19 protein-coding genes are annotated in these 23,104 nt (G+C 60.7%); 6 read left to right on the forward strand and 13 right to left on the reverse strand.

Annotated features, from left to right (window positions below):
• Positions 1–6: 6 nt before the first annotated feature.
• Both GOQ28_RS17070 and mnmA read right to left on the reverse strand, forming a co-directional pair.
• Positions 7–825 (reverse strand): TSUP family transporter, encoded by an 819-nt coding sequence (locus GOQ28_RS17070; RefSeq protein ID WP_160357300.1) that lies wholly within the window; start codon positions 823–825, stop codon positions 7–9.
• 173 nt (positions 826–998) lie between these two features.
• Positions 999–2,135, reverse strand: coding sequence for a tRNA 2-thiouridine(34) synthase MnmA (gene mnmA, locus GOQ28_RS17075; protein ID WP_160357301.1), 1,137 nt, complete (start codon positions 2,133–2,135; stop codon positions 999–1,001).
• 112 nt (positions 2,136–2,247) lie between these two features.
• Here mnmA and GOQ28_RS17080 point away from each other — a divergent pair, with 112 nt between their 5' ends.
• From GOQ28_RS17080 to GOQ28_RS17090, 3 genes are read left to right on the forward strand one after another with little or no spacing between them, the layout of a single operon-like run.
• On the forward strand, positions 2,248–3,369 hold the full coding sequence (locus GOQ28_RS17080; RefSeq protein WP_160357302.1) for a Re/Si-specific NAD(P)(+) transhydrogenase subunit alpha: 1,122 nt from the start codon (positions 2,248–2,250) through the stop codon (positions 3,367–3,369).
• A 2-nt stretch (positions 3,370–3,371) separates the two neighbouring features.
• On the forward strand, positions 3,372–3,689 hold the full coding sequence (locus tag GOQ28_RS17085) for an NAD(P) transhydrogenase subunit alpha (RefSeq protein ID WP_160357303.1): 318 nt from the start codon (positions 3,372–3,374) through the stop codon (positions 3,687–3,689).
• A complete protein-coding gene (locus tag GOQ28_RS17090; protein ID WP_160357304.1) occupies positions 3,686–5,125 on the forward strand; it encodes an NAD(P)(+) transhydrogenase (Re/Si-specific) subunit beta in 1,440 nt (479 codons plus the stop codon). The genes GOQ28_RS17085 and GOQ28_RS17090 overlap by 4 nt, the downstream gene beginning before the upstream one ends.
• A 38-nt stretch (positions 5,126–5,163) precedes the next feature.
• Here the strand turns inward: GOQ28_RS17090 and glcF are convergent, their stop codons facing one another.
• The 7 genes from glcF to GOQ28_RS17125 form a co-directional block, all read right to left on the reverse strand.
• Positions 5,164–6,387 (reverse strand): glycolate oxidase subunit GlcF, encoded by a 1,224-nt coding sequence (gene glcF / locus GOQ28_RS17095; protein WP_160357305.1) that lies wholly within the window; start codon positions 6,385–6,387, stop codon positions 5,164–5,166.
• Between the two features lie 6 nt (positions 6,388–6,393).
• The gene (glcE, locus tag GOQ28_RS17100; protein ID WP_160357306.1) at positions 6,394–7,524 is read right to left on the reverse strand and encodes a glycolate oxidase subunit GlcE; all 1,131 of its coding nucleotides are present in this window, start codon (positions 7,522–7,524) and stop codon (positions 6,394–6,396) included.
• 11 nt (positions 7,525–7,535) lie between these two features.
• Positions 7,536–9,035, reverse strand: coding sequence for an FAD-linked oxidase C-terminal domain-containing protein (locus tag GOQ28_RS17105; RefSeq protein ID WP_160357307.1), 1,500 nt, complete (start codon positions 9,033–9,035; stop codon positions 7,536–7,538).
• A gap of 120 nt (positions 9,036–9,155) precedes the next feature.
• Positions 9,156–10,565 (reverse strand): FAD-binding oxidoreductase, encoded by a 1,410-nt coding sequence (locus GOQ28_RS17110; RefSeq protein WP_160349550.1) that lies wholly within the window; start codon positions 10,563–10,565, stop codon positions 9,156–9,158.
• A 52-nt stretch (positions 10,566–10,617) separates the two neighbouring features.
• The gene (gene aroG / locus GOQ28_RS17115; RefSeq protein ID WP_160349551.1) at positions 10,618–11,691 is read right to left on the reverse strand and encodes a 3-deoxy-7-phosphoheptulonate synthase AroG; all 1,074 of its coding nucleotides are present in this window, start codon (positions 11,689–11,691) and stop codon (positions 10,618–10,620) included.
• Positions 11,692–12,005: 314 nt separating this feature from the next.
• On the reverse strand, positions 12,006–13,466 hold the full coding sequence (gene tldD, locus GOQ28_RS17120; protein ID WP_160357308.1) for a metalloprotease TldD: 1,461 nt from the start codon (positions 13,464–13,466) through the stop codon (positions 12,006–12,008).
• 12 nt (positions 13,467–13,478) lie between these two features.
• Positions 13,479–14,297: a carbon-nitrogen hydrolase family protein gene (locus GOQ28_RS17125; protein ID WP_160357309.1), complete on the reverse strand. Its 819-nt coding sequence runs from the start codon at positions 14,295–14,297 to the stop codon at positions 13,479–13,481.
• 144 nt (positions 14,298–14,441) lie between these two features.
• Here GOQ28_RS17125 and GOQ28_RS17130 point away from each other — a divergent pair, with 144 nt between their 5' ends.
• Positions 14,442–14,801, forward strand: a complete 360-nt coding sequence (locus GOQ28_RS17130; protein WP_160349554.1) for an H-NS histone family protein — start codon at positions 14,442–14,444, stop codon at positions 14,799–14,801.
• Between the two features lie 68 nt (positions 14,802–14,869).
• Here the strand turns inward: GOQ28_RS17130 and GOQ28_RS17135 are convergent, their stop codons facing one another.
• Positions 14,870–15,499 carry a DUF4136 domain-containing protein gene (locus GOQ28_RS17135; RefSeq protein ID WP_160357310.1) on the reverse strand — a complete coding sequence of 210 codons (630 nt, stop codon included), beginning with the start codon at positions 15,497–15,499 and terminating at the stop codon, positions 14,870–14,872.
• A gap of 210 nt (positions 15,500–15,709) precedes the next feature.
• Between GOQ28_RS17135 and pepN the strand changes: the two genes are divergently transcribed.
• Positions 15,710–18,421 (forward strand): aminopeptidase N, encoded by a 2,712-nt coding sequence (pepN, locus tag GOQ28_RS17140; RefSeq protein WP_160357311.1) that lies wholly within the window; start codon positions 15,710–15,712, stop codon positions 18,419–18,421.
• 105 nt (positions 18,422–18,526) lie between these two features.
• Positions 18,527–19,546, forward strand: a complete 1,020-nt coding sequence (locus tag GOQ28_RS17145) for a class 1 fructose-bisphosphatase (RefSeq protein ID WP_160357312.1) — start codon at positions 18,527–18,529, stop codon at positions 19,544–19,546.
• A gap of 137 nt (positions 19,547–19,683) precedes the next feature.
• Here GOQ28_RS17145 and GOQ28_RS17150 read toward each other — a convergent pair whose 3' ends face one another.
• From GOQ28_RS17150 to GOQ28_RS17160, 3 genes are all read right to left on the reverse strand, one after another.
• Positions 19,684–19,905 (reverse strand): YgdI/YgdR family lipoprotein, encoded by a 222-nt coding sequence (locus tag GOQ28_RS17150; RefSeq protein ID WP_160357313.1) that lies wholly within the window; start codon positions 19,903–19,905, stop codon positions 19,684–19,686.
• Positions 19,906–20,048: 143 nt separating this feature from the next.
• Positions 20,049–21,458: a threonine synthase gene (gene thrC, locus GOQ28_RS17155; protein ID WP_160357314.1), complete on the reverse strand. Its 1,410-nt coding sequence runs from the start codon at positions 21,456–21,458 to the stop codon at positions 20,049–20,051.
• Entirely contained in the window at positions 21,455–22,759 is a 1,305-nt protein-coding gene (locus GOQ28_RS17160) for a homoserine dehydrogenase (RefSeq protein WP_160349731.1), read from the reverse strand. Before GOQ28_RS17160 ends, thrC begins: the two co-directional genes overlap by 4 nt.
• Positions 22,760–23,104 lie beyond the last annotated feature (345 nt).

The following is a 23,104-nucleotide window of genomic DNA, read 5'->3' on the forward strand; positions in this document are numbered from 1 at the left end:
GCCCGATCAGAGACCAAACGCCTGGACCGCCTTGAACAGCATGTAGGCCGCCAGCGCGAACAACAGTCCGGAGAACACGCGCTTGAGCGTGCTGACCGGCAAGCGATAGGCCATTTTGGCGCCCACCGGTGCCATCAATACGCTTGTGGCGACCAAGGCCAGCAGCGCGGGCCAGTAGATATAGCCCAGCATATGCGGGTAGTCGATATCCATGGTCAAGCCCGAAGCGATATAGCCGATGGTGTTGGCCAATGCGATCGGGAAACCCAAAGCGGCCGAGGTGGAGACCGCCGCGTGCAGGGCGACGTTACACCACACCATGAACGGCACCGACAGAAAGCCGCCACCCGCGCCCACCAGCCCCGACAGAAAACCGATCACCACGCCAACGGCACTGGTACCCACAATTCCCGGCATCTGACGGCTAGGCTTGGGCTTGGTGTTGCGCAGCATGCTAAAGCCCGAATACCCCACGAACAGCGCGAAGAACGTCGACAGCCAGGCAGTGCTGATGAACGCAAACGCGGCACCGCCGGACAGCAGGCCGCCCAAAATGATGCCCGGGGCCATCGCCAGGACGATCTTCCACTGGATGGTGCCCTTGCGCTGGTGAGCCCGCACGCTAGAGAGCGACGTGAACAGAATCGAGGTCATTGAGGTGGCGATCGCGGAGTGCACCACCAGTTCAAGTGGCATGCCATGCCAGGTAAACAACATCGTGAGAAACGGCACCAGCAGCATGCCGCCGCCAATCCCCAACAATCCCGCTGCAAAACCGGCAACCGCGCCCAGCGCCAGCAGGCATACCAACATCAACACATCCACATCATTCCCCTCAGGTTTACAGTGATCGAAACACGCGCACAGGCTCGGAAGCTATCCATCCTGAAAATAACGAGCGCCCGGGGGTCGCGATCAACGCGTCAGCCACACGGGCGCGAGCGCCATTGTAAGAGCCTGACGCAATGCATGCTAACGTTAACGACAGCCCAGCTGTATCAATCTGTCGCGCTCGCGATGATCCCGCCGCCTAAACAAACATCGCCGTCATAGAGCACCGCGGACTGCCCGGGGGTCACGGCCCATTGGGGCTCGGTGAACGACAGCTCGAATTGGCTGGCGTCAGCGCTCACGAGCTGGCAGGCTGCGTCCGGCTGGCGGTAGCGGGTTTTCGCCCCGTATTGCTGGACGCTTGGCGCGCGGCCGGCGATCCAACTGGCGTCCAACGCCTGCAACCCACGCGACAACAGCCAGGGATGGTCGTGCCCTTGCACCGCGTACAGCACATTGCGCTCGAGGTCTTTGCGCGCGGCATACCATGCGTCGGCAGTGCCGTCTTCGCGCTGATTGCCTTTGACGCCACCGATGCCCAGGCCCTTGCGTTGCCCCAAGGTGTAGAACGCGAGCCCATGATGACGGCCGATGCGCTTGCCCTCTGGAGTCAAAATATCGCCAGGAGCCGTGGGCAGATAACGATTCAGAAACTCGCGAAATGGCCGCTCGCCGATAAAGCAGATACCGGTAGAGTCCTTTTTTGCCGCGTTATGCAGACCGATTTCGTGCGCGATACGGCGCACCTCGGTTTTGGGTATCTCGCCCAAGGGAAACAGGGTGCGCGACAACTGCGCCTGATTCAAGCGGTGCAGGAAGTAGCTTTGGTCCTTGGTGCTATCCAGCGCTTTGAGGAGCTGATACTCCGTGCCTTGGGGGCCTTGCACCGCGCGCACGCGGGCGTAATGGCCTGTGGCGATATGGTCGGCGCCCAAGGTCATGGCGTGATCGAGAAACGCCTTGAACTTGATCTCGGCGTTGCACAACACATCGGGATTGGGCGTGCGGCCCGCGGAATATTCGCGCAGAAACTCGGCGAAAACACGGTCCTTATATTCCGCCGCGAAGTTCACGTATTCGAAATCCACGCCCACGCGATCGGCGACGCTCGCGGCGTCCAGCAGATCCTGGCGGGTCGAGCAATATTCGGAATCGTCGTCGTCTTCCCAATTTTTCATGAAAAGACCGATGACTTCGTACCCCTGTTGTTTAAGCAACCAGGCGGTGACCGAGGAATCGACGCCCCCGGACATGCCGACAACGACACGGCCCCGGGCGGAGGAGGATGGAGAAGGTAAGGACATGATGGCGGTATTTTAGCCGGTGGCTTTCCCCTGCTGACGGTAGGGTCGTTACAGACGCTGTGCAGCGCCTGCCCTTCGTGTATAACTACCCAACTGTGGAGGAGGAGCGACGATGCAGATCGGAATCCCGCGAGAATCCCGAGAGGGCGAAACTCGCGTTGCAGCGACACCCGAGACGATAAAAAAATATATAGCCGGCAAACATACCGTCGTCGTAGAACGCGGCGCCGGCCTGGCGGCGCGATATCCGGATGAGGTCTACGCCGCGGCCGGTGCGACGATGGGATCGGCGCAGGATGCTCTGGGCAGTGAACTGGTTCTGAAAGTCCGCGCGCCCGAGGGCGATGAGCTGGCGCACTTGAAACCAGGCGCTGTGGTGGTCGGGATGCTCGATCCCTATGACGAAGTGGGGATAGAGGCTTTAGCCCACACTGGCGTAACCGGCTTCGCACTCGAGGCTGCGCCGCGCATCACCCGCGCGCAGAGCCTGGATGTCCTGTCTTCGCAGGCCAACCTCGCTGGCTATAAAGCGGTATTGCTGGCGGCTCATTACTACGGGCGGCTCTTTCCCATGATGATGACCGCCGCGGGCACGGTGAAGGCCGCTCGCGTCGTCGTGTTGGGCGCCGGTGTCGCCGGTCTGCAAGCCATCGCCACCGCGAGGCGTCTGGGCGCGGTGGTGGAAGCCTCCGACGTGCGTCCCGCCGCGCGCGAGCAGGTCGAATCACTCGGTGCAAAGTTCATTGATGTGCCTTTCGAAACCGATGAAGAGCGCGCGATCGCTGAAGGCACGGGCGGCTACGCGCGCGCGATGCCGCCCGCCTGGATGGCGCGGCAGGCCGAACGGGTTGCCGAGCGATGCAAACAAGCCGATATCGTCATCACTACCGCCCTGATCCCCGGCCGCCCTGCCCCGACGCTGCTGACCGAGGAAACCGTCCAGGCCATGAAGCCTGGCTCTGTGGTCGTCGATCTCGCGGTCGAGCGCGGTGGTAACTGCCCGCTGTCCGAGCGCGACCGTGTGGTGGAAAAACATGGCGTCACGCTTATTGGCCTGACAAACCTGCCCGGCTTAGTAGCGACCGACGCATCCGCCCTCTACGCGCGCAACCTGCTCGATTTTCTCAAGCTGATCACCAATGCCGATGGGGCATTGGCAATTCAACGCGAAGACGAAATCGTCGCTGCCTGCCTGCTATGCGAAGGCGGCAATGTCATCCAAAAGCGAGGCTGAGCATGGACGCCATTAATCCAACACTGATCAACCTGATTATCTTTGTGCTGGCGATCTATGTGGGCTACCACGTGGTGTGGAACGTCACCCCCGCGCTACACACGCCCTTGATGGCTGTCACCAACGCGATTTCGGCCATCATCATCGTAGGCGCGATGCTCGCGGCCGCGCTGACCGAAGGCAACCTCGCGCGCGGCATGGGCGTGTTTGCCGTGGCATTGGCGGCTGTCAACGTGTTTGGCGGTTTTCTTGTCACGCGCCGCATGCTGGAGATGTTCAAGAAAAAGGACAAGAAGCCCACCTCGGAGCCGCGCCCATGATCTCGCTCAATGTGGTGACCCTGCTGTATCTGGTGGCCTCGGTCTGCTTTATTCAGGCGCTTAAAGGCCTTTCGCATCCGACGACCTCGCGCATGGGTAATGCGTTTGGGATGGCCGGCATGGCCATCGCCGTGTTGACCACGGCGGCACTGATCGTCGAACTGGCCAGTGCGGGAACGGCAGGTATCGGGCTCGGATGGGTGGTGCTTGGCCTGCTCGTGGGCGGCGCGGTCGGCACCCTGATGGCCAAGCGCGTCGAAATGACAAAGATGCCGGAACTCGTGGCGTTCATGCACAGCATGATTGGATTGGCCGCCGTCGCGATCGCCGTGGCGGTCGTGGCCGAGCCACATGCCTTTGGTATTGCCGCGCCGGATGAAGCCCTGCCTGTAGGCAACCGGCTGGAATTGTTCATTGGCACCTTTGTTGGCGCCATTACCTTTTCCGGCTCCGTCATCGCGTTCGGCAAGCTCTCGGGAAAATATAAATTCCGCCTGTTCCAGGGCGCGCCTGTGGTGTTCGCGGGCCAGCACCTCGTCAATCTGATCCTCGCGCTGGCCATGCTGGCTGCGGGTTTCTGGTTCATGGCGACGCAATCATGGACGCCCTTTATCGTCATGACCGCCCTGGCCTTCGTATTGGGCGTGCTGATCATCATTCCGATTGGCGGCGCGGACATGCCCGTGGTGGTGTCCATGCTCAACAGCTATTCCGGATGGGCGGCCGCGGGCATCGGGTTTTCGCTCAACAATCCCATGTTGATCATCGCGGGATCGCTCGTGGGGTCGTCGGGCGCGATCCTGTCGTACATCATGTGCAAGGCGATGAACCGATCGTTTTTCAATGTCATCCTGGGCGGATTCGGCAACACGGGCGGCGGTGCCGCGGCCTCGGGCGATGGTCAACAACGCAGCGTCAAATCCGGTAGCCCCGACGATGCCGCCTTTCTATTGGCCAATGCGGAGACCGTCACCATCATCCCCGGCTATGGACTGGCGGTCGCCCGAGCCCAGCATGCATTAAAAGAGCTTGCGACCACGCTCGGCGAAAAAGGTATCACGGTCAAATACGCCATTCATCCCGTAGCCGGCCGCATGCCCGGTCACATGAATGTGCTGTTGGCGGAGGCCGAAGTCCCATACGACCAAGTGTTCGAAATGGATGACATCAATGGCGAGTTTGGCCAGACGGACGTGGTCCTCGTGCTCGGCGCCAATGACGTGGTCAACCCGGCTGCCAAAAACGATCCTTCGTCTCCCATCGCCGGCATGCCGATACTCGAGGCCTATAAAGCGCGCACCATCATCGTCAACAAACGATCCATGGCCGCGGGCTATGCCGGCCTGGACAATGAGCTGTTCTACATGGACCGCACCATGATGGTATTTGGCGACGCGAAAAAGGTCTTGGAGGACATGGTCAAAGCCGTAGAATGAGTGCGGCGTCGCGCGGGGAAACCGGCCAAATACACGGATTATCCGCGCAGCTGTGCGTCCACGACTTCCACCCAATGCCGCACCGGCACCTCCGTCCCGCTTTGCAGGTGGGTCACACAGCCTATATTCGCCGACACGATTACCTCTGGCCTCGTCTGCGAAATCGCGCTGAGCTTGCGATCGCGCAGCTCCAATGCCATCTCGGGATTCAACACCGAATACGCGCCGGCCGATCCGCAGCATAAATGTGTGTCTGCAAACGGCTGCAGCTCAAAGCCCAGATCCAGCAGCAACCGTTCGCTCAACGGCCGTAACCCTTGCCAATGCTGCAGCGTACACGGCGGATGAAACGCCGCGCGGACTCCTGGCGTAAGCCGCGACCGCAAGGTCTCGACATGCGGGGCGACGATCTCGGCCACGTCCTTGACCAGTGACACGATGCGTTCCGCGCGCGCGGCATACGCCGGGTCGAGACGCAGATGGTGCGCATATTCCTTCACCATTGCGCCGCATCCCGAGGCGTTGATCACAATCGCTTCAACCGAGCCTGCCTCCACCAAGGGCCACCAGGCATCGATATTGGCGCGCATTTGATCCAGCGCCTCGCTTTGCGCGTCGAGGTGAAAATTTACCGCCCCACAACAACCCGCACCCGGCCCCAAGCGCGCGCCGATTCCGATCGCATCCAGCACTCTGATTGTCGCCGCATCGATAGTGGGCATCATCGATGGCTGCACGCAGCCGGTGAGCATCAACACTTGTCGAGTATGCCGCGACACATCCGGCAGCGCGCCCACATCACGCCGCTCGGGAACTTTACGCCGCAAAGAATCCGGCAGCATGTCGCGCATAGCCTGCCCCAACCGCATCGCCGGCGCGAACAAAGACGAGTTCATGCCTTTGCGCAACAGCAAGCGCCGCAGCCTGTCTGGCCACGGTCGCGCCACTTTCTGGTCCACGAGATTGCGCCCGATATCGACCAGATGACCATACTGCACGCCCGACGGGCACGTCGTTTCGCAATTGCGGCAATTCAAACAACGATCCAAATGCTCCTGCGTGGACCGGGTCGGTTCTTTGCCTTCCAATACCTGCTTGATCAGATAGATCCGCCCGCGCGGTCCGTCCAATTCATCGCCCAGCACTTGATAGGTGGGACAGGTAGCCGTACAGAAACCGCAATGCACGCAACGCCGCAGAATCGCATCGGCTTCACGGCCTTGTTCGGTGTTTCGAGCCCAGGAGGCTAAATCGGTCTGCATGCTGCGCTATAGCTCCATCACCAATCGGCCGGGATTAAACAGCCCCGAGGGATCCAATTCCTGCTTGAGCCGCCGTGTGATCGCGGCGACGCCCGGCGCCAGCGGATGGAAAACGCCATCCGCCGGTATCGGCCCACCTGCCGCGCGGAATAAGGTGGCGTGCCCGCCCAGGGTTTGTGCGCGGGCTCGCACGGCCTGCGCATCCAGGCTGCCACTGAACCAACGCTGTCCGCCACCCCACTCGATCAAGGTCGGCGCACCGAAATCTTCTGCCGGCGTGGTGGGCGGTAAAGCCACACGCCACAAGGGCCGTCCGTGTTTGAAAAACGGATGCGTCTGCTCACGCAATGAACGCCACCAATCGGCCGCCTGTGCACCGTCGAGTTCGTGGCCGCCGATCGCGGCCTTGGCTGCGCGGATGGCCGGCGGTGCTCCTGACAATCGCACCGTCACACAGCCCGGTGTATCGGCGCCAAGATGCGTATCGCTATCCTCCAGCGCCGCCCAACTCGTTGCCGATATCGCCAGCGGCTGGCTGCGCCATTGCGCGAAACGCGTCAATGCCTCCTGCTGCGTCGCTTCAAAGCGCAGGCTTAGCTCCTCGAAAGGTTTAGGCATCACTTTGAGCGACACCTCGATAATGGCACCAAAGATACCCAGCGATCCGGCCAGCAAACGAGACACATCGTATCCAGCGACGTTCTTCATCACCTCGCCACCAAACGATAGCAGGCGGCCTTGCGAGTCCAGCAGTCTTGCACCCAGCACGAAATCACGTACCCCGCCGACCGCCATACGCCGCGGCCCCGCCAGACCGGCGGCCACACACCCACCCACGGTCGACGAAGCGCCAAAGTGAGGCGACTCGAACGCCAGCATTTGCCCATATTCGGCCAGCTCCGCTTCCAAGGCCGCTAGCGAAGTGCCCGCGCGCACCGTGACGACCAATTCGGAAGGTTGGTAATTGATGATGCCGTTGTAGGCCGACATATCCAACAGGCAATGCCCGTCTTGCGGCGTCACCGGACGGTAGTTGCCGTAAAACGATTTGCTGCCGCCGCCACACACGTACAGCGGCTTGTGACCGGCGTGCGCGGTCATCACCTGATCACAGAGTTCAGACAGAACGAATTGCATACTCGCGCAACCTAAAAGCGCGGAAGATCAGGAAAACGCAGCTCTCCACTATGCACGTGCATTTTTCCGTACTCGGCGCAACGCGCCAAAGTCGGAATGACTTTCTCGGGGTTTAACAATCCCGCCGGATCGAACGCTCGCTTCACCGCCAAAAACGCATCCAGCTCATCACGCGAAAATTGCACGCACATCTGATTTATTTTCTCCATTCCCACCCCGTGCTCGCCTGTCACGGTGCCTCCCACCTGCACACACAGCTCCAGAATCGCTGCGCCGAACTTCTCTGCCCGTTCGACTTCGTCGGGCTTATTGGAATCAAACAAAATCAAGGGATGCAGGTTGCCATCGCCTGCATGAAATACATTCGCGCAACGCAGTCCGTATTCGTCTTCCATCTGCTCGATGGCTCCCAATACCCGTGCCAAGTGGCGTCGCGGTATCGTGCCGTCCATGCAGTAGTAATCCGGCGAAACACGTCCGGCGGCAGGAAACGCGTTCTTGCGTCCGGCCCAGAACAAAAGGCGCTCCGCCTCGGAGCGCGACACTTGCAAACGGGTCGCCCCCGCTTGCCGAAAGAGCGTTTCCATCCGCTCGATTTCGTGCGCGACTTCTTCCGCAGTGCCGTCGGATTCGCATAACAGAATCGCTTGCGCGTCAACGTCATAGCCTGCCTTGACGAAGGGCTCGACCATTTGCACGGCGCGATGATCCATCATTTCAAGCCCTGCCGGAATGATGCCCGCGGCGATCACATCGGTCACGGCCTGCCCTGCTGCCTCGACGCTGGCAAAGCTCGCCATGACGACTTGAGCACAGGTGGGCTTTGGAATGAGTTTGACGGTGACTTCCGTCACCACGCCCAGCATACCTTCGGAGCCAATGAAGACCGCCAGCAGATCAAGGCCGGCGGCGTCGGGAGCCTCGGAACCTAATTCGACAACATCGCCGTCAATGGTCACCACGCGCGCGCGCAACACATTATGGATAGTCAGACCGTATTTCAGGCAATGCACGCCGCCGGAGTTCTCGGCCACATTGCCGCCGATAGAACAGGCAATCTGACTGGACGGATCGGGTGCGTAATACAGCCCATGCGGCGCGGCCGCCTCGGAAATGGCCAGGTTGCGCACGCCCGGCTCGACCACGGCCGTGGCGCTTTGCGGGTCGATACGGCGGATGCGGTTGAACTTGGACATCCCGAGCAAAACGCCGCGCGTGTGCGGCATCGCGCCACCTGACAAACCCGTCCCGGCACCGCGCGCCACAATGGGCACATTCAGACGCTTGCACACCCGCATGACGGCGACGACCTCGCCTTCGGACTCGGGCAGCACAACGATAGGGGGCAAGGCCCGATACAAAGACAAGCCGTCACACTCGTACGGCCGCGTATCCTCCTCGCGGTGCAGGATGCAATGCGCGGGTAGGACACCGCGCAGCGCCTCCAGCAGCGCGGTGGTCTCGAAAGCCGCCTGAGACGACGGCGAGAGGAGTTCGGCAAACGCATTCATGCAGACACAATAGCCTGACACTATGGTTTGTGGGAGGGCGGAATAACCCGCATCCACGCCCCGCTAACACTGAGGACAGTAACGCTCAGTGACTAACCGACCCCTAGGCGTTTAGTTTACTTACCAAGTGATGATTTTGCCGGGATTCAGAATGTTGTTCGGGTCGAACGCATGCTTGAGGCTGCGCATCAACGCGAGCGCTTCATCGCCGTGTTCTTCGGCCATGAACTGCATCTTATGCAATCCGACGCCGTGCTCGCCGGTGCAGGTACCATCCGCGGCAATCGCGCGACGAACCAGATTATGGTTGATCGTTTCCGATTCGCGCCATTCGGTTTCGCTGTCGGGGTCCAACAACATCAGCACGTGGAAATTTCCATCGCCCACGTGACCCACGATGGTGTAGGGAAAACTGGCACGATCCAGCTCGTCCACGGTCTCCCGCACGCAATCCGCCAAGCGCGAAATCGGCACGCACACATCCGTGGTGCTGGCACGGCACCCCGGGCGCAATTGCAGACCAGCGAAATAGGCATTGTGCCGCGCAGTCCACAGACGATTACGGTCCTCGGGACGATCGGCCCATTCGAAATCCATGCCGCCGTGCTCAGTTGTAATGCTTTGCACAATAGCGGCCTGCTCCTGCACGCCTGCCGGACTGCCATGGAATTCGAACACCAGCATCGGCGTTTCGCGCAATGTCAGTTTGCTATGCAAATTGACTGCGCGTACGGCGGCGGCGTCCATGAATTCGACGCGCGCCACGGGCACACCCATCTGAATGATCTCGATGACGCTTTTAACCGCGGCATCCAGCGTGGGGAAATTGCAGACCGCGGCGGACACGGCCTCGGGCTGAGGATACAGACGCACCGTCACCTCGGTGATGATGCCCAGCGTACCCTCGCTGCCCACGAAAATGCGAGTCAGGTCATAGCCGGCCGACGATTTACGAGCGCGGCCCGCCGTACGCACGATGCGACCATCCGCTGTCACCACCGTTAACGACACCACGTTCTCGCGCATCGTGCCATATCGCACGGCGTTGGTGCCGGAGGCGCGCGTGGCCGCCATACCGCCCAGGCTGGCATCGGCGCCCGGATCAATGGGAAAGAACAAACCCGTGTCGCGAATGTCCTCGTTCAATTGCTTGCGCGTGACACCGGCCTGAACCGTCGCGGTCAGATCCTCGGCGTTAACCGCCAAGACCTGATTCATCTGCGACAGATCCAGGCTGATGCCGCCCTGGATCGCCAGAAGATGCCCTTCCAGCGAGGAGCCCGCGCCGTAGGGAATCAGCGGTACGCGATGTTCATTGCACAGCCGCGCGACGACCGCGACTTCCTCGGTACTACGCGCGAAAACCACCGCATCGGGCAACATCGGCGGATACGGGGATTCGTCGCGCCCGTGATGCTCGCGCACCGCATGGGAAACGGACAAGCGGTCGGCAAATCGCTCACGCAAGGCATCCAGGCAAGCAGCAGGCACCGGGCGGCGCAGGTTTTCGGCAATAGCAGGCGCGTTCATGGCAGAAAGACGGCGTAGAGAGGAAAAGATACATTCTACGCCCTGTGCTGCCCTATTTGCTCACGGTGGAAGCCACGAGACGGCGCGCTTTAACCGCGGCGGCCAGGCGTTCCAACACGGCCACCGACGCCTCCCAATCGATGCAGCCGTCGGTAATGCTCTGACCGTAGACGAGCGGCTGACCGGGCACCAGGTCTTGGCGACCGGCCACCAGATGGCTTTCGATCATCAGACCGACGATACGCCCGTCGCCCGCTTCGATCTGGCGCGCGACGTCCTCGGCCACCAGTGGCTGATTCTCGGGCTTCTTGCTGCTGTTGGCGTGGCTGGCGTCGATCATGACACGCTGAGCGAGACCGGCCTTGGCCATGGCCTCGCAGGCGGCAGAGATGCTGGCGGCGTCATAGTTCGGCGCCTTGCCGCCACGCAGGATCACGTGGCAGTCCTCGTTACCCGAGGTGGACACAATCGCCGAATGACCGCCCTTGGTCACCGACAAAAAGTGATGCGACTGTGACGCCGCCTTGATCGCGTCGACCGCGATGCGCACGTTGCCGTCGGTGCCGTTCTTAAAGCCAACCGGGCACGATAGGCCGGAAGCCAGCTCGCGGTGAACTTGGCTTTCGGTCGTACGCGCCCCGATGGCGCCCCAGGACACCAGATCGGCAATGTATTGCGGCGTAATCATGTCGAGGAATTCGCAGCCCGCTGGCAAGCCCATGCTCGTGATGTCCAGCAGCAGTTCGCGCGCCACGCGGATACCGCGATTAATATCGAAGCTGCCATCCAGACCCGGGTCGTTGATCAAGCCCTTCCAGCCCACCGTGGTGCGCGGTTTTTCGAAGTACACGCGCATGACGACTTCCAGCTCGCCTTTGAGGCGGTCGCGCACCGGCTTGAGCCGGCTGGCGTATTCCAATGCCGCCTTGGTGTCGTGGATCGAGCAAGGGCCAATCACAACGATCAGCCGATCATCCATGCCGTGCAGGATGCGGTGCATCGACTGGCGGGCGGCGAAAACCGTCTTGGACGCGTCCTGCGTACACGGGAACTCGCGCATGACATGCGAGGGGGGATTGAGTTCTTTGATTTCGCGGATGCGAATGTCATCGGTATTGTGCGACACGAGTAACTCCTGGGTTTCCCGCCCGTCTGACGGCATGAAAAAAGCCGCCAGGGCGCTGGCGGCTTTTTTAAGGATCTGGGCAACTTCAGTTTGAGTGCGTCCCTTCCTCCGCCAGCGGCTTCAGAAACTTATAAAAATAAAAATAAAAGGCGGGGGACGCGAATTTCATAACGAAAGACTCTAGCACAGATGTTTATCGGCCGTCTATCAACTTTTGTCGAACAAGGCCTGGTGACCTTGCCCATCGTGGGATCGATTCAGGCGGCGTCCCGGCGCATGCGTGAAGGCTAGGCCCGCTGCGCCGGGGGCTGGCGTCAAGCCGTGCCGCCGACCGTGAGGCCTTCCATGCGTACCGTCGGCATCCCGACGCCCACCGGAACGCTCTGGCCGTCCTTACCGCAGGTGCCCACGCCCGAATCCAACCGCATATCGTTGCCGATCAGACTCACCCGGTTCATGGCATCCGGGCCGTTGCCGATCAAGGTTGCGCCTTTGACCGGATACGTGATCTTGCCGTTCTCGATCATGTATGCCTCGGATGCCGAGAACACGAACTTCCCGTTAGTGATATCGACCTGCCCCCCGCCGAAGTTGGCGGCGTACAAGCCATGCTTGACCGAGGCAATAATTTCCTCGGGCGGCGTGCTGCCGGCCAACATATAGGTGTTGGTCATGCGCGGCATCGGCAAGTGCGCGAAGGATTCGCGACGGCCGTTGCCGGTAGCGGAGGTTTTCATCAGTCGGGCATTCAAGGTGTCCTGCATATAGCCGCGCAGAATGCCGTCTTCGATTAACACATTGCACTGTGTGGCGTTGCCCTCGTCATCCACATTGAGCGAGCCCCGACGATCCGGCAAGGTGCCATCGTCCACGACCGTGACACCCTTGGACGCCACGCGTTCGCCGATGCGGCCGGAGAACACGCTGGAGCCCTTGCGATTGAAATCGCCCTCCAGGCCATGGCCGACGGCCTCGTGCAGCAAAATGCCCGGCCAGCCCGAACCCAACACGACCGTCATCTCGCCCGCGGGCGCCGGACGCGCCTCCAGGTTGACGAGCGCCTCGTGTACCGCGCGCTCGACATAGCCCTGCAGCACCTCGTCGGAAAAATATCCTAGCCCTAGTCGGCCACCACCGCCGGCATGACCCATCTCGCGACGACCATCGCGCTCGGCGATCACGGTCAACGACAGGCGCACCAAAGGACGCACATCGGCGGCCAGACGCCCGTCGCTGCCCGCGACAAGAATCACATCGTATTCAGCGCCCAGACCAGCCATGACTTGAATGACGTGCGGATCGCGCGCGCGCGCCATGCGCTCGACGCGTTCGAGCAAGGCCACTTTTTCGGAAGCCGTCAGCGTACCCAGCGGGTCCACATCCCCATAGAGGCTGCGGCCGGCTTCGGGCGGCACTTGAGCGGCGACCTTTACCCGGCCCGCGCCCCGACGCGCGATACCGCGCACGGTACGGGCCGAGGACAACAAGGCCTCGGGCGAGAGCGAATCCGAGTACGCGAAGGCGGTTTTTTCCCCGCTGATCGCGCGCACACCCACGCCCTGACCAATCGAGAAGCTGCCGGTTTTGACGATACCCTCTTCCAGGCTCCAGCCTTCGCTACGCGTGTACTGAAAATACAGGTCGGCGTAATCCACCTTATGGGTAAAGATTTCCCCCAGCGCCCGGGCCATATCGGCCTCGGTCAGGCCCCAAGGGTCCAGCAATAAGGATTTGGCCGTGGCCAACGATTGGATATCAGGATCAATCAAGTTCATAGAATCTCTGGTTTACAGGACGCGGTGTCGCAGCGCGGGCAGCGATGCGCGCACCTGAGTCAGGCGCTCAGCCTCTATCGTACCTCTGACTACGCCCGGGCCTTCGGGCAGGACGTCGATAATTTCGCCCCACGGATCGATCAGCATGGAATGGCCCCAGGTGCGGCGTCCGTTTTCATGATGGCCGCCCTGTGCGGCAGCCAATACGTAACACTGGTTCTCGACCGCGCGAGCGCGCAGCAGTAATTCCCAATGCGCCTTACCTGTCGTGTAGGTGAAGGCGGCCGGCACCAAAATCAAGTCCACCTGCCCCATCGCGCGATACAGCTCGGGAAAGCGCAGGTCATAGCATACGGATAATCCCACGCGGCCCAAAGGTGTTTGAATCGCCTGGACGGATTCACCGGGACGAATCGCAATTGATTCGTCATACGACTCCGTGCCACGCTTGAAATTGAATAAATGAATTTTGTCGTAGCGCGAGGCGAGACGTCCGTCGGGGTCATAAACCAGACTCGTATTAAACACGCGCTCGGGATCCGGGCAGTCCAGGGGCAATGTCCCTCCTGCAATCCATATTCCGTGCTTGGCCGCCATATTCGCGAGAAAATCCTGAATCGGACCATCCCCCAAGCGTTCCTTAATCAGGAATTTTTGCCGATCGCTCGTTCCCATGAAGCAGAAATACTCCGGCAAACACGCAAATTTCGTACCCAGGTCCGCCGCTTGCGCGATTAATTCGCCAGCCTGCTTCAAATTATCTTCAACGCTGGGGCTCGAGACCATTTGAATAGCGGCCACGTTGAAGTCTGTTAATACGGGATCATTCATGCTTGCTCCATAAAAACCGTGACAAAGCTTTTAATGCCATGAATATCAGTCTGATTTTGGGTATTATGTTGGCACAGGCCGACAATTAGCGCAGACAACAATTAGCATGTGCTCCACCGGCCGACCAAATTAATAGGATTACTCATGCCCCGTGAAAGCTACGCTACGCTTCAAGCCAAGATAGAAAAGGAAATCAGCAAACTCCAAAAGAAAGCTGAGGCCCTGCAGAACAAACGGCGCAAGCCGGTTATCGCCTCCATCATTTCCTCGATGCGTGACTACAATATCACTCCCGAGGAAATCGCCACGGCGTTTAACAGTGCTAGCAAAGCGCCTCGCCAAGCCGGTCGCCGCGCCGTCACTACATCCAAGCGCCCTGTCGCCCCCAAATATCGCCATCCCAAAACCGGCGAGACCTGGAGTGGCCGTGGTAAAGCCCCTCGTTGGCTTGCCGCCGAAGAAGCCGCCGGCAAGCAGCGTGAATCGTTCCTGATTGCTGAGTAGTAATCTAGGCAAACGTTTTCCTGCAGTCTAGCGAAGTGGATTATGGGGGTGCGCACTGACATTATCGATCAGCGCGCAGGAAACTCCACTTCGCGCTCAGAGCCATTATTACCCGGGAAATTATCGAATATAGCGCGGGTCAGATAGGGCATGGTCCGTATTAAATCCGACCGCCCGGTCACAATGTACGCACTGGCGCGATAGACCTCGGCACCATGTCGCTCGTTATCGGATATTTCGACGGCCAAGCGATTCCGAAACGCTACCGACGGTACATCGACCCAGCTTGGCCCCCAAAAGCCGGTGCCCCACCAAGGTGGCCCGTAAACCACCCCGAATCCGCCATAGAAATACGGATCGTAAGGCTGACGCACCATTACCTGCGTCTGCTCGCTACCGTAGTTGAACGACACATTAAAACGGGCATTTGTCCCGGCCGGCGCCTCCACCAAGCCCGTTGGCCCCATGCTGGCCCGCAGGATGTCTCGGTAAGATTGATATTCAAGATTATTGCGTTGGGCAGGCGTGGCGTCCACGAACTGGTAAGTCGCGCCCACCGCATTGGCTGGCCATTGCTGGAACGACGTCACGGCGGCCGACACCGTAGGACCCGCGCAGCCCGTCAGCATTGACGCGGCCAGCACGGTCGCGACCGCCGCTGCGCGCCAAACCATTGGCCCGGTACGCGTATTCAACATAAAAGATCCTCCCGCTCGTTCGTTGGCCCAGCCAGTCGCCGGGCCGACGCCCCGGCAGCGGGACGGTCGGCGGCGACCATGTTGGCATGATACTGCGAGAGGGTTGGACCTTTTTTCCCAGGAAAGTTTTCAACCGAATATGTCTGCCCGGCTGCGGGATGGCGGCTACTACTACAATAAGGCGTTACCCATACCCATTCGAATCCAGGCATGCGCACCGAAACGCCAGTCACCGTATATCGCAAAGATTATCAGCCCTATCCTTTCGCCATTCCGGAAGTCGCGCTGGCGTTTGATCTGGATCCGGAGGTCACGCTCGTGCATAGCACGCTGCGGCTGGAGCGGCGTGCCGATGCGCCCGCGGATGCCCCGCTGGTGCTCGATGGAGAAGAACTGGAACTGGTGTCCTTGCGCGTCGATGGCGCGGAATGGCCCACGGACCGATATCGCGTCGAGACCCATACATTGACGGTGCTGGATTTGCCAGCCTCGGCGACCTTGGAAATTGTCAGCCGCTGCCGTCCGAGCGCGAATTCGGCATTAATGGGTTTGTATGTTTCGGGGGGGAATTTCTTTACCCAATGCGAAGCGGAAGGTTTTCGTCGGATTACCTGGTTTGCCGACCGGCCGGACGTAATGTCGCGCTATCGTGTGACGATGCGCGCGAGCGTCGATTATCCCGTGCTGCTCTCCAATGGGAACCTGCTGGCGATGCGCACGCTCCCCGATGGCCGCCAAGAAGCCGAATGGGAAGACCCGTTTCCCAAACCCTGTTATCTGTTCGCGCTTGTGGCCGGGCGTTTGACGCATCGCGAAACCAAGGTGAAAACCGCCTCTGGCCGCGAGGTGCTGCTGCAAGTCTATAGCGATCCCGGCTCGGAAGATCGGACGGAATGGGCGCTGGAATCGCTGGTCCGGGCGCTGCGCTGGGATGAAGACCGCTTCGGGTTGGAACTCGATTTGGATCGCTTCATGGTGGTCGCGGTGAGCGACTTCAATATGGGCGCGATGGAAAACAAAGGCTTGAACATTTTCAATGCCGCCTATGTTTTGGCCGACCCGGAATCAGCGACCGACGCGAACTACGAAGGGATCGAAGCGGTTATCGGCCACGAGTATTTCCATAATTGGACCGGTAACCGCGTGACGTGCCGCGACTGGTTCCAACTGAGTTTGAAAGAAGGCCTGACGGTATTCCGCGACCAGGAATTCACGGCGGATATGATGGCGCGCGATCTGGATGCCGCCGCTGCCGCCAGCGCGCGAGCCGTCAAGCGCATCGATGACGTTGTGACGCTGCGCGCGGCGCAGTTTCCCGAAGACGCGGGGCCAATGGCGCACCCGATCCGCCCGGAAAGCTATCAGGAAATCGGCAACTTTTATACGGCGACGGTTTACGAGAAAGGCGCAGAAGTCATTCGCATGCAGCACACGTTGTTGGGTGCCGAGGGTTTTCGCGCCGGTATCGATGAGTATTTCCGGCGACATGACGGCCAGGCCGTGACTTGCGATGATTTCGTGGCTGCCATGGAATCGGTGTACACGCGCTTGAATCCCGGACGTGATTTGGCGGTATTTCGCCGTTGGTATCAACAAGCAGGTACGCCGCGTGTAACGGTCAAGCTCGATTACGATGCGGCGCAGCAGCGTTGCACTGTGACGCTGAGCCAGCGTTGTCCGGCGGTCGGCGTGGAAAAGCGCGCGGGCGGCGATTATGTGAAGCAACCGTTCCATATCCCATTTGCGTTGGGTTTGCTGGGCCCGGATGGCAGCGCCCTGCCCTTGCATCGCCAAGGTTCCGATACCATCGAGCAAACGGCATTGCTGGAGCTGACCGAAGGTACGCAGCAGTGGGTGTTTGATCACGTCCCCGCCAAGCCCGTGCCCTCGCTGCTGCGCGGGTTCTCGGCCCCGGTCATGGTGGAGTACGAATGGACCAACGAAGAGCTCGCGCTACTCTCGGCCCACGACACGGATCCTTTTGCCCGCTGGGAAGCCGGACAGGAACTGGCCACGCGCCAGATTCTGCAGCTTGCGGGCAGCCATCAGGCTGGCATATCTCTCGTGGCGGATGCGGCGTTCATCGAGGCCTGGCGCGCGCTGTTGACGGATCCGGACCTGGATGCCGGCTACCGCGCCCGCGCCCTGGCGCTGCCATCGGAAAAAACGCTGGCCGAGCGCCAGGATGCGATCGATCCGCCGGCGCTGGCCGCCGCCCGGGATTTCCTGCGCGCGGAACTTGGCCGTCAGCTGGCCGATCAATGGCGTCAGGCGTTCGACAATAACCAAACGCCGGGCGAATACAGCCCCGCGCCCGGTCCGGCCGGAAAACGCGCGCTGAAGAATCTGGCGCTGGCGCACCTGATGGCCGCGGGCGTCGAGGGCGCCCAAGCCCTCGCGCAAGCGCAGTTCGACGACGCCACCAACATGACGGACAAGCTCGCCGCGCTCGGCGCCCTGGTGCACTACGCCCCGGCCGATGTGGCGGCGCGCGCGCTCCAAGCATTCTATGAGCGCTGGAAAGACAACGCGCTGGTCGTGGATAAATGGTTCGCGCTGCAAGCCGCATCGCAAAGCACCACCGTCGATCGTGCGCGCGAATTGATGACCCACCCGGCGTTCACCCTGCGCAACCCGAATCGCGCCAGAGCGCTGGTATTCCAGTTCTGCCTGAATAATGCGCGCGGTCTGCATCGCCCGGATGGAAAGGGCTACGATTTCTGGGCCGATCAAGTGCTGGCCCTCGATGCCCTGAACCCCGAGATCGCCGCGCGTCTGGCGCGTGCGCTGGATAACTGGGCACGCTTTGTTCCAAGCCTGCGTCAGCCTATGCAAGCTGCGCTGCAGCGCGTGCGCGACCATGCAGGCCTGTCGCGTAACGTGCTGGAAATCGTCTCCAAAGCGCTCGATCTGGCTGGCTGATCCATTGACTGCCGGAGGGGTGGAACCTCGTCCGGCCTTGCCCGCGCGGCAGCCACACCGCCGCCGTGCGCGCCCTCACGATTATCGTTAATGACGGAGAAATCCTTGAAACGCAAAACCCTTACTCAATACCTGGTGGAGCAGCAGCGCTCCGCGCAGGCTCTGGCGCCGGAAGTCCGGTTGCTTATCGAAGTCGTGGCGCGCGCGTGCAAAAGCATCAGCCACGCCGTCAGCAAAGGCGCACTCGGTGGCGTGTTGGGCGCGCTGGAGACCGAGAACGTCCAAGGCGAAGTCCAGAAAAAGCTGGACGTGATGTCCAACGAAATTCTGCTCGAAGCCAATGAATGGGGCGGACATCTGGCGGCGATGGCGTCCGAAGAGATGGAAACCATCCATCTGATCCCGAACCGCTATCCCAAGGGCGAATACCTGTTGATGTTCGATCCGCTGGATGGGTCCTCGAATATCGACGTGAATGTGTCGATCGGCACGATCTTTTCCGTCCTGCGCGCGCCGCATCACGTCGCGGGTACCGTCGTTTGCGAACAGGATTTCCTGCAACCGGGCAAGGATCAAGTCGTCGCCGGTTATGCCGTGTATGGCCCGCAGACCATGCTGGTGCTGACCATCGGTCAAGGCGTGGTCGGCTTTACGCTGGATCGCGAGATGGGTTCCTGGGTGCTGACGCACGAGAATATCCGTGTGCCGGAAGACACTAAGGAGTTCGCCATCAATATGTCGAACATGCGTCATTGGGCGCCCCCGGTGAAGCGTTATATCGACGAGTGCCTGGCGGGCAAGACCGGTCCGCGTGGCAAGGACTTCAATATGCGCTGGATCGCGTCGATGGTCGCCGATGTGCATCGCATCCTGACCCGTGGCGGCATCTTTATGTACCCCTGGGATGCGCGCGAACCGGGCAAGGCGGGCAAACTGCGCCTGATGTACGAGGCGAACCCGATGAGCTGGATTATCGAGCAGGCCGGTGGCGCGGCGATTAATGGCACGCAGCGTATTCTGGACATTCAGCCCGAGGCGCTGCATCAGCGCGTAAGCGTGATCCTGGGTTCGAAGAACGAGGTCGAACTCGTGGGTCGCTACCACGCCGAGGCCCAGCAAGGGTAAGCTGGCCGGCGGTCATCGGGCGTCGTAAATCGACGCCATAAAAAGAAACCCCTGGCGTTGAGAATATTCAGCGCCAGGGGTTTCTTTATGGTGACTCGGAATGGCCGGCGGGCTTGCCCTCGCGGTCACCCGCGTCTTTACTTCACTTCTTCGATGCTTTTCACATCGCTCTTATTGACCTGGACCTTCTTGCCGTCTTTCTCGGCTTCGACAAAACCAGTGTCGTTATCCGTCTCCGGCTCATCGGCGGTCATGATCTGATTACCATCGCGCGTCTCGATAACGGACGGTGATGAACACCCCGCCATCACCGCGAATCCAGACATGGCGCAAGCGAGCATTAGCATTTTAGTTTTCATAAGCGAAGACTCCGTCTAACGAGAATGAGTCTTCACTGTAAGGGGCTCGCCACGGCCATGTAGTGACGAACCCGCCCAAAATGTATCCGAATTGAGGTCGACGACCGCCCTGCACTGCCGATCTCAACAGGCTGACATGCTCGTTACACTTTCGCGTGCGCCTGGATATAGCTGCGAACCGCGTTGAGGTCGCAGTCCATCACCTCTACGCGCTGTGGCAAGGCTTCCAGACCGGCCAATGCGGCGGGCGGCGGCACCGACTTGCCCAAAGCGGCCTGCATCGTCTCGGCGAACTTTGCCGGCAAGGCAGTTTCTAGCACCAGCATCGGAATGCCGGGCTCGACATAGTCCTGCGCAACCTTCACGCCGTCCGCGGTGTGCGGGTCGACCAGCACGCCGGTACGCTCGTGCAAGCTGCGGATGGTGGCTAGGCGATCCTGATGGGTGCTGGTGCCCGCGACAAAGCCGTATTCGGATTCGAATTTGGGCTTGAGCGACGACAGATCGAAGAAACCATCGCGCGCCAAATCAGCCCAGAGCGCATTGACGCGCTGCGAATCCCGCCCGACCAGATCGAAGACAAAGCGCTCGAAGTTCGAGGCGCGCGAGATGTCCATCGATGGGCTCGAGGTCTCGTACGTTTGCGCGGCGTCGCGCGGTCGGTAGATGCCGGTACGGAAAAACTCCTCGAGCACGTTGTTTTCGTTGGTGGCCAGCACCAGACGGCGCACAGGCAGACCCATACGGCGCGCGATATGGCCGGACAGAATATTGCCGAAATTGCCCGAAGGCACGGCAAACGAAACCTGTTGACCCGCGCCCGTGGTCGCACGCAACCAGCCGTGGAAGTAATAGACCACTTGAGCGGCGATGCGCGCCCAGTTGATCGAGTTCACTGCACCGAGGCGATATTCCGTCTTGAAGGACAGATCACGCGCGAGCGCCTTGACGATGTCTTGCGCATCGTCGAACACGCCGCGCACCGCGATGTTGTGAATGTTCTCGTCTTGCAGCGAATACATCTGCGCGCGCTGAAAGGCGCTCATGCGACCATGCGGCGACAGCATGAAGACGGCCACACCGCGCTTGCCGCGCAAGGCGTATTCGGCCGCCGAGCCGGTGTCACCGGAGGTCGCGCCCAGAATATTCAAGGTTTCGTTGCGCTGGGTCAGCACGTATTCGAACACCTGACCCAGGAACTGCATGGCCATGTCCTTGAAGGCCAGTGTCGGGCCTTCGGACAAACCGAGCAGCTGCAGCCCGCCGTCCAACGGTCGCAGCGGAACAATCGCGTCGCTGCCGAAGACTTCCGCGCGATACGCGGCATGCGTCAGGCGGCGCAAGTCGTCAGCCGGAATATCGGTCGCGAATAAAGACAGCACCTCGAACGCCAGATCAGCGTACGACAGGCCACGCCACGTTTCGAGCGTCTCTGCCGACACCTGCGGCAAGGTCTCGGGCACGGCTAATCCGCCATCGGGCGCGAGGCCCTCGAGCAGGATATCGGTAAAGGCTTGCGGCGCCATGCCGCCACGGGTAGAGATGTATTTCATTGCAAGGTCTCCACGCGCAGGCGCGTGACACTGGAACGCACAAAAGGAAGTTGTTCGATTTCGCTGATGGCCTTGTTGACGTGGCCTTCCACCGCTTGATGCGTGAGGAAAATAATGTCCGCGCCGCCAATGTGCGAGGGTTGTTGAATCATAGAACCGATCGAAATCTGGTGTTCGGCCAGCACGCGCGCGATGTCGGCCAGCACGCCTGGCTGATCGTCCACGCGCAGACGCAGATAGTACGAAGTCGCGACTTGCTCGATCGGCAGAATCGCGAGGTCAGAAAGCGCATCGGGCTGGAATGCGAGATGCGGCACACGATTACCCGGATCGGCCGTGTGCAGGCGGGTCACATCCACCAGATCGGCGACCACGGCCGACGCGGTGGGTTCCTCGCCCGCGCCTTGACCATAGTAGAGCGTGGGGCCGACGGCATCGCCGCGCACCAGCACGGCGTTCATCGCTCCCTCGACATTGGCGAGTAAACGCTCGGCGGGCACCAGCGCGGGATGCACGCGCAGCTCGATCCCATCGACGCGGCGCTTGGTGATTCCCAGCAGCTTGATGCGATAGCCCAGGCGCTCGGCGTGGGCGATGTCTTCCTGAGCCAGGTGGGAGATGCCTTCGATATGGGCCTTGTCGAATTGCACGGGCACGCCGAACGCCAACGAGGCGAGCAGCGTGAGCTTGTGCGCGGCGTCCACGCCTTCGACGTCAAAGGTCGGATCGGCCTCGGCATAACCCAGGCGCTGCGCCTCGGCCAGCACGTCGGCGAACGGCAGGCCGCGCGAACGCATTTCCGACAGAATGAAGTTGGTGGTGCCGTTGATGATCCCGGCCACCCACTCGATACGGTTGGCGGTCAGGCCCTCGCGGATGGCCTTGATAATGGGCACGCCACCGGCCACGGCCGCCTCGAACGTCACCATGACGCCCTTTTCGGAGGCGGCGGCGAAGATCTCGTTACCATGCTTGGCGAGCAACGCCTTGTTGGCGGTCACGACGTGCTTGCCGTTAGCGATGGCTTCCAGCACCAGTTCGCGCGCCAACGTATCGCCGCCGATCAGTTCGACGACGATGTCGATCTCGGGATCACGAACGAGCGCATGAACATCGGTATCCACGGGCAGGGTTTCGCCGATGCGGCTGCGCGCTTTGGCGACATCGCGCACGGCAATGCGGCTGATCTCAATGCGACGGCCGGCACGGCGGGCGATTTCTTCAGCGTTGCGTGTCAGCACACTCCAGGTGCCGCCGCCCACCACACCCAAGCCCAACAGGCCAATCTTGATGGGTTTCAGGTCGGTGCCGGAGTGATCTGGCCCGGAGGTGGGCGGTGTACTTGCAACGTTCGTCATCTCAAAATTTCCAGAATGCAGTGTCCGACGGGTGGGTCCGTATTCGCGTACGTATGTGGCCGCCACCGATTTATTTCAACAAGCCGTCCTTGGGAACCTATCTGTGATACCCGCACCGCCTGGCGGGAGAATTTCCTCATGGGAAAAACCGTATCCTAGATGGGCGTGGACGCGCGCCTTTGCGGCGCAGCAAAACCTAGTAATCTAGCGCAAGCTGGCCCAGGCGGCAAATGGCGGCACGGGATGTGCGCCGCTGCAACATACCGTCATCTCGATGCGCTATTATCA

The organism is Bordetella sp. 02P26C-1, from assembly GCF_009763255.1.
GTDB lineage: Bacteria > Pseudomonadota > Gammaproteobacteria > Burkholderiales > Burkholderiaceae_B > Bordetella_A.

What these genes read in the sequence shown, in the direction of transcription:
- GOQ28_RS17085 (WP_160357303.1), top strand. Translation starts at nt 3,372, where the DNA reads ATGGACGCCATTAATCCAACACTGATCAACCTGATTATCTTTGTGCTG.
- glcF (WP_160357305.1), bottom strand. Translation starts at nt 6,387, where the DNA reads ATGCAGACCGATTTAGCCTCCTGGGCTCGAAACACCGAACAAGGCCGT.
- GOQ28_RS17105 (WP_160357307.1), bottom strand. Translation starts at nt 9,035, where the DNA reads ATGAATGCGTTTGCCGAACTCCTCTCGCCGTCGTCTCAGGCGGCTTTC.
- glcE (WP_160357306.1), bottom strand. Translation starts at nt 7,524, where the DNA reads ATGCAATTCGTTCTGTCTGAACTCTGTGATCAGGTGATGACCGCGCAC.
- GOQ28_RS17150 (WP_160357313.1), bottom strand. Translation starts at nt 19,905, where the DNA reads ATGAAAACTAAAATGCTAATGCTCGCTTGCGCCATGTCTGGATTCGCG.
- tldD (WP_160357308.1), bottom strand. Translation starts at nt 13,466, where the DNA reads ATGAACTTGATTGATCCTGATATCCAATCGTTGGCCACGGCCAAATCC.
- GOQ28_RS17080 (WP_160357302.1), top strand. Translation starts at nt 2,248, where the DNA reads ATGCAGATCGGAATCCCGCGAGAATCCCGAGAGGGCGAAACTCGCGTT.
- GOQ28_RS17135 (WP_160357310.1), bottom strand. Translation starts at nt 15,499, where the DNA reads ATGTTGAATACGCGTACCGGGCCAATGGTTTGGCGCGCAGCGGCGGTC.
- GOQ28_RS17130 (WP_160349554.1), top strand. Translation starts at nt 14,442, where the DNA reads ATGCCCCGTGAAAGCTACGCTACGCTTCAAGCCAAGATAGAAAAGGAA.
- pepN (WP_160357311.1), top strand. Translation starts at nt 15,710, where the DNA reads ATGCGCACCGAAACGCCAGTCACCGTATATCGCAAAGATTATCAGCCC.
- GOQ28_RS17125 (WP_160357309.1), bottom strand. Translation starts at nt 14,297, where the DNA reads ATGAATGATCCCGTATTAACAGACTTCAACGTGGCCGCTATTCAAATG.
- GOQ28_RS17090 (WP_160357304.1), top strand. Translation starts at nt 3,686, where the DNA reads ATGATCTCGCTCAATGTGGTGACCCTGCTGTATCTGGTGGCCTCGGTC.
- GOQ28_RS17110 (WP_160349550.1), bottom strand. Translation starts at nt 10,565, where the DNA reads ATGAACGCGCCTGCTATTGCCGAAAACCTGCGCCGCCCGGTGCCTGCT.
- thrC (WP_160357314.1), bottom strand. Translation starts at nt 21,458, where the DNA reads ATGAAATACATCTCTACCCGTGGCGGCATGGCGCCGCAAGCCTTTACC.
- mnmA (WP_160357301.1), bottom strand. Translation starts at nt 2,135, where the DNA reads ATGTCCTTACCTTCTCCATCCTCCTCCGCCCGGGGCCGTGTCGTTGTC.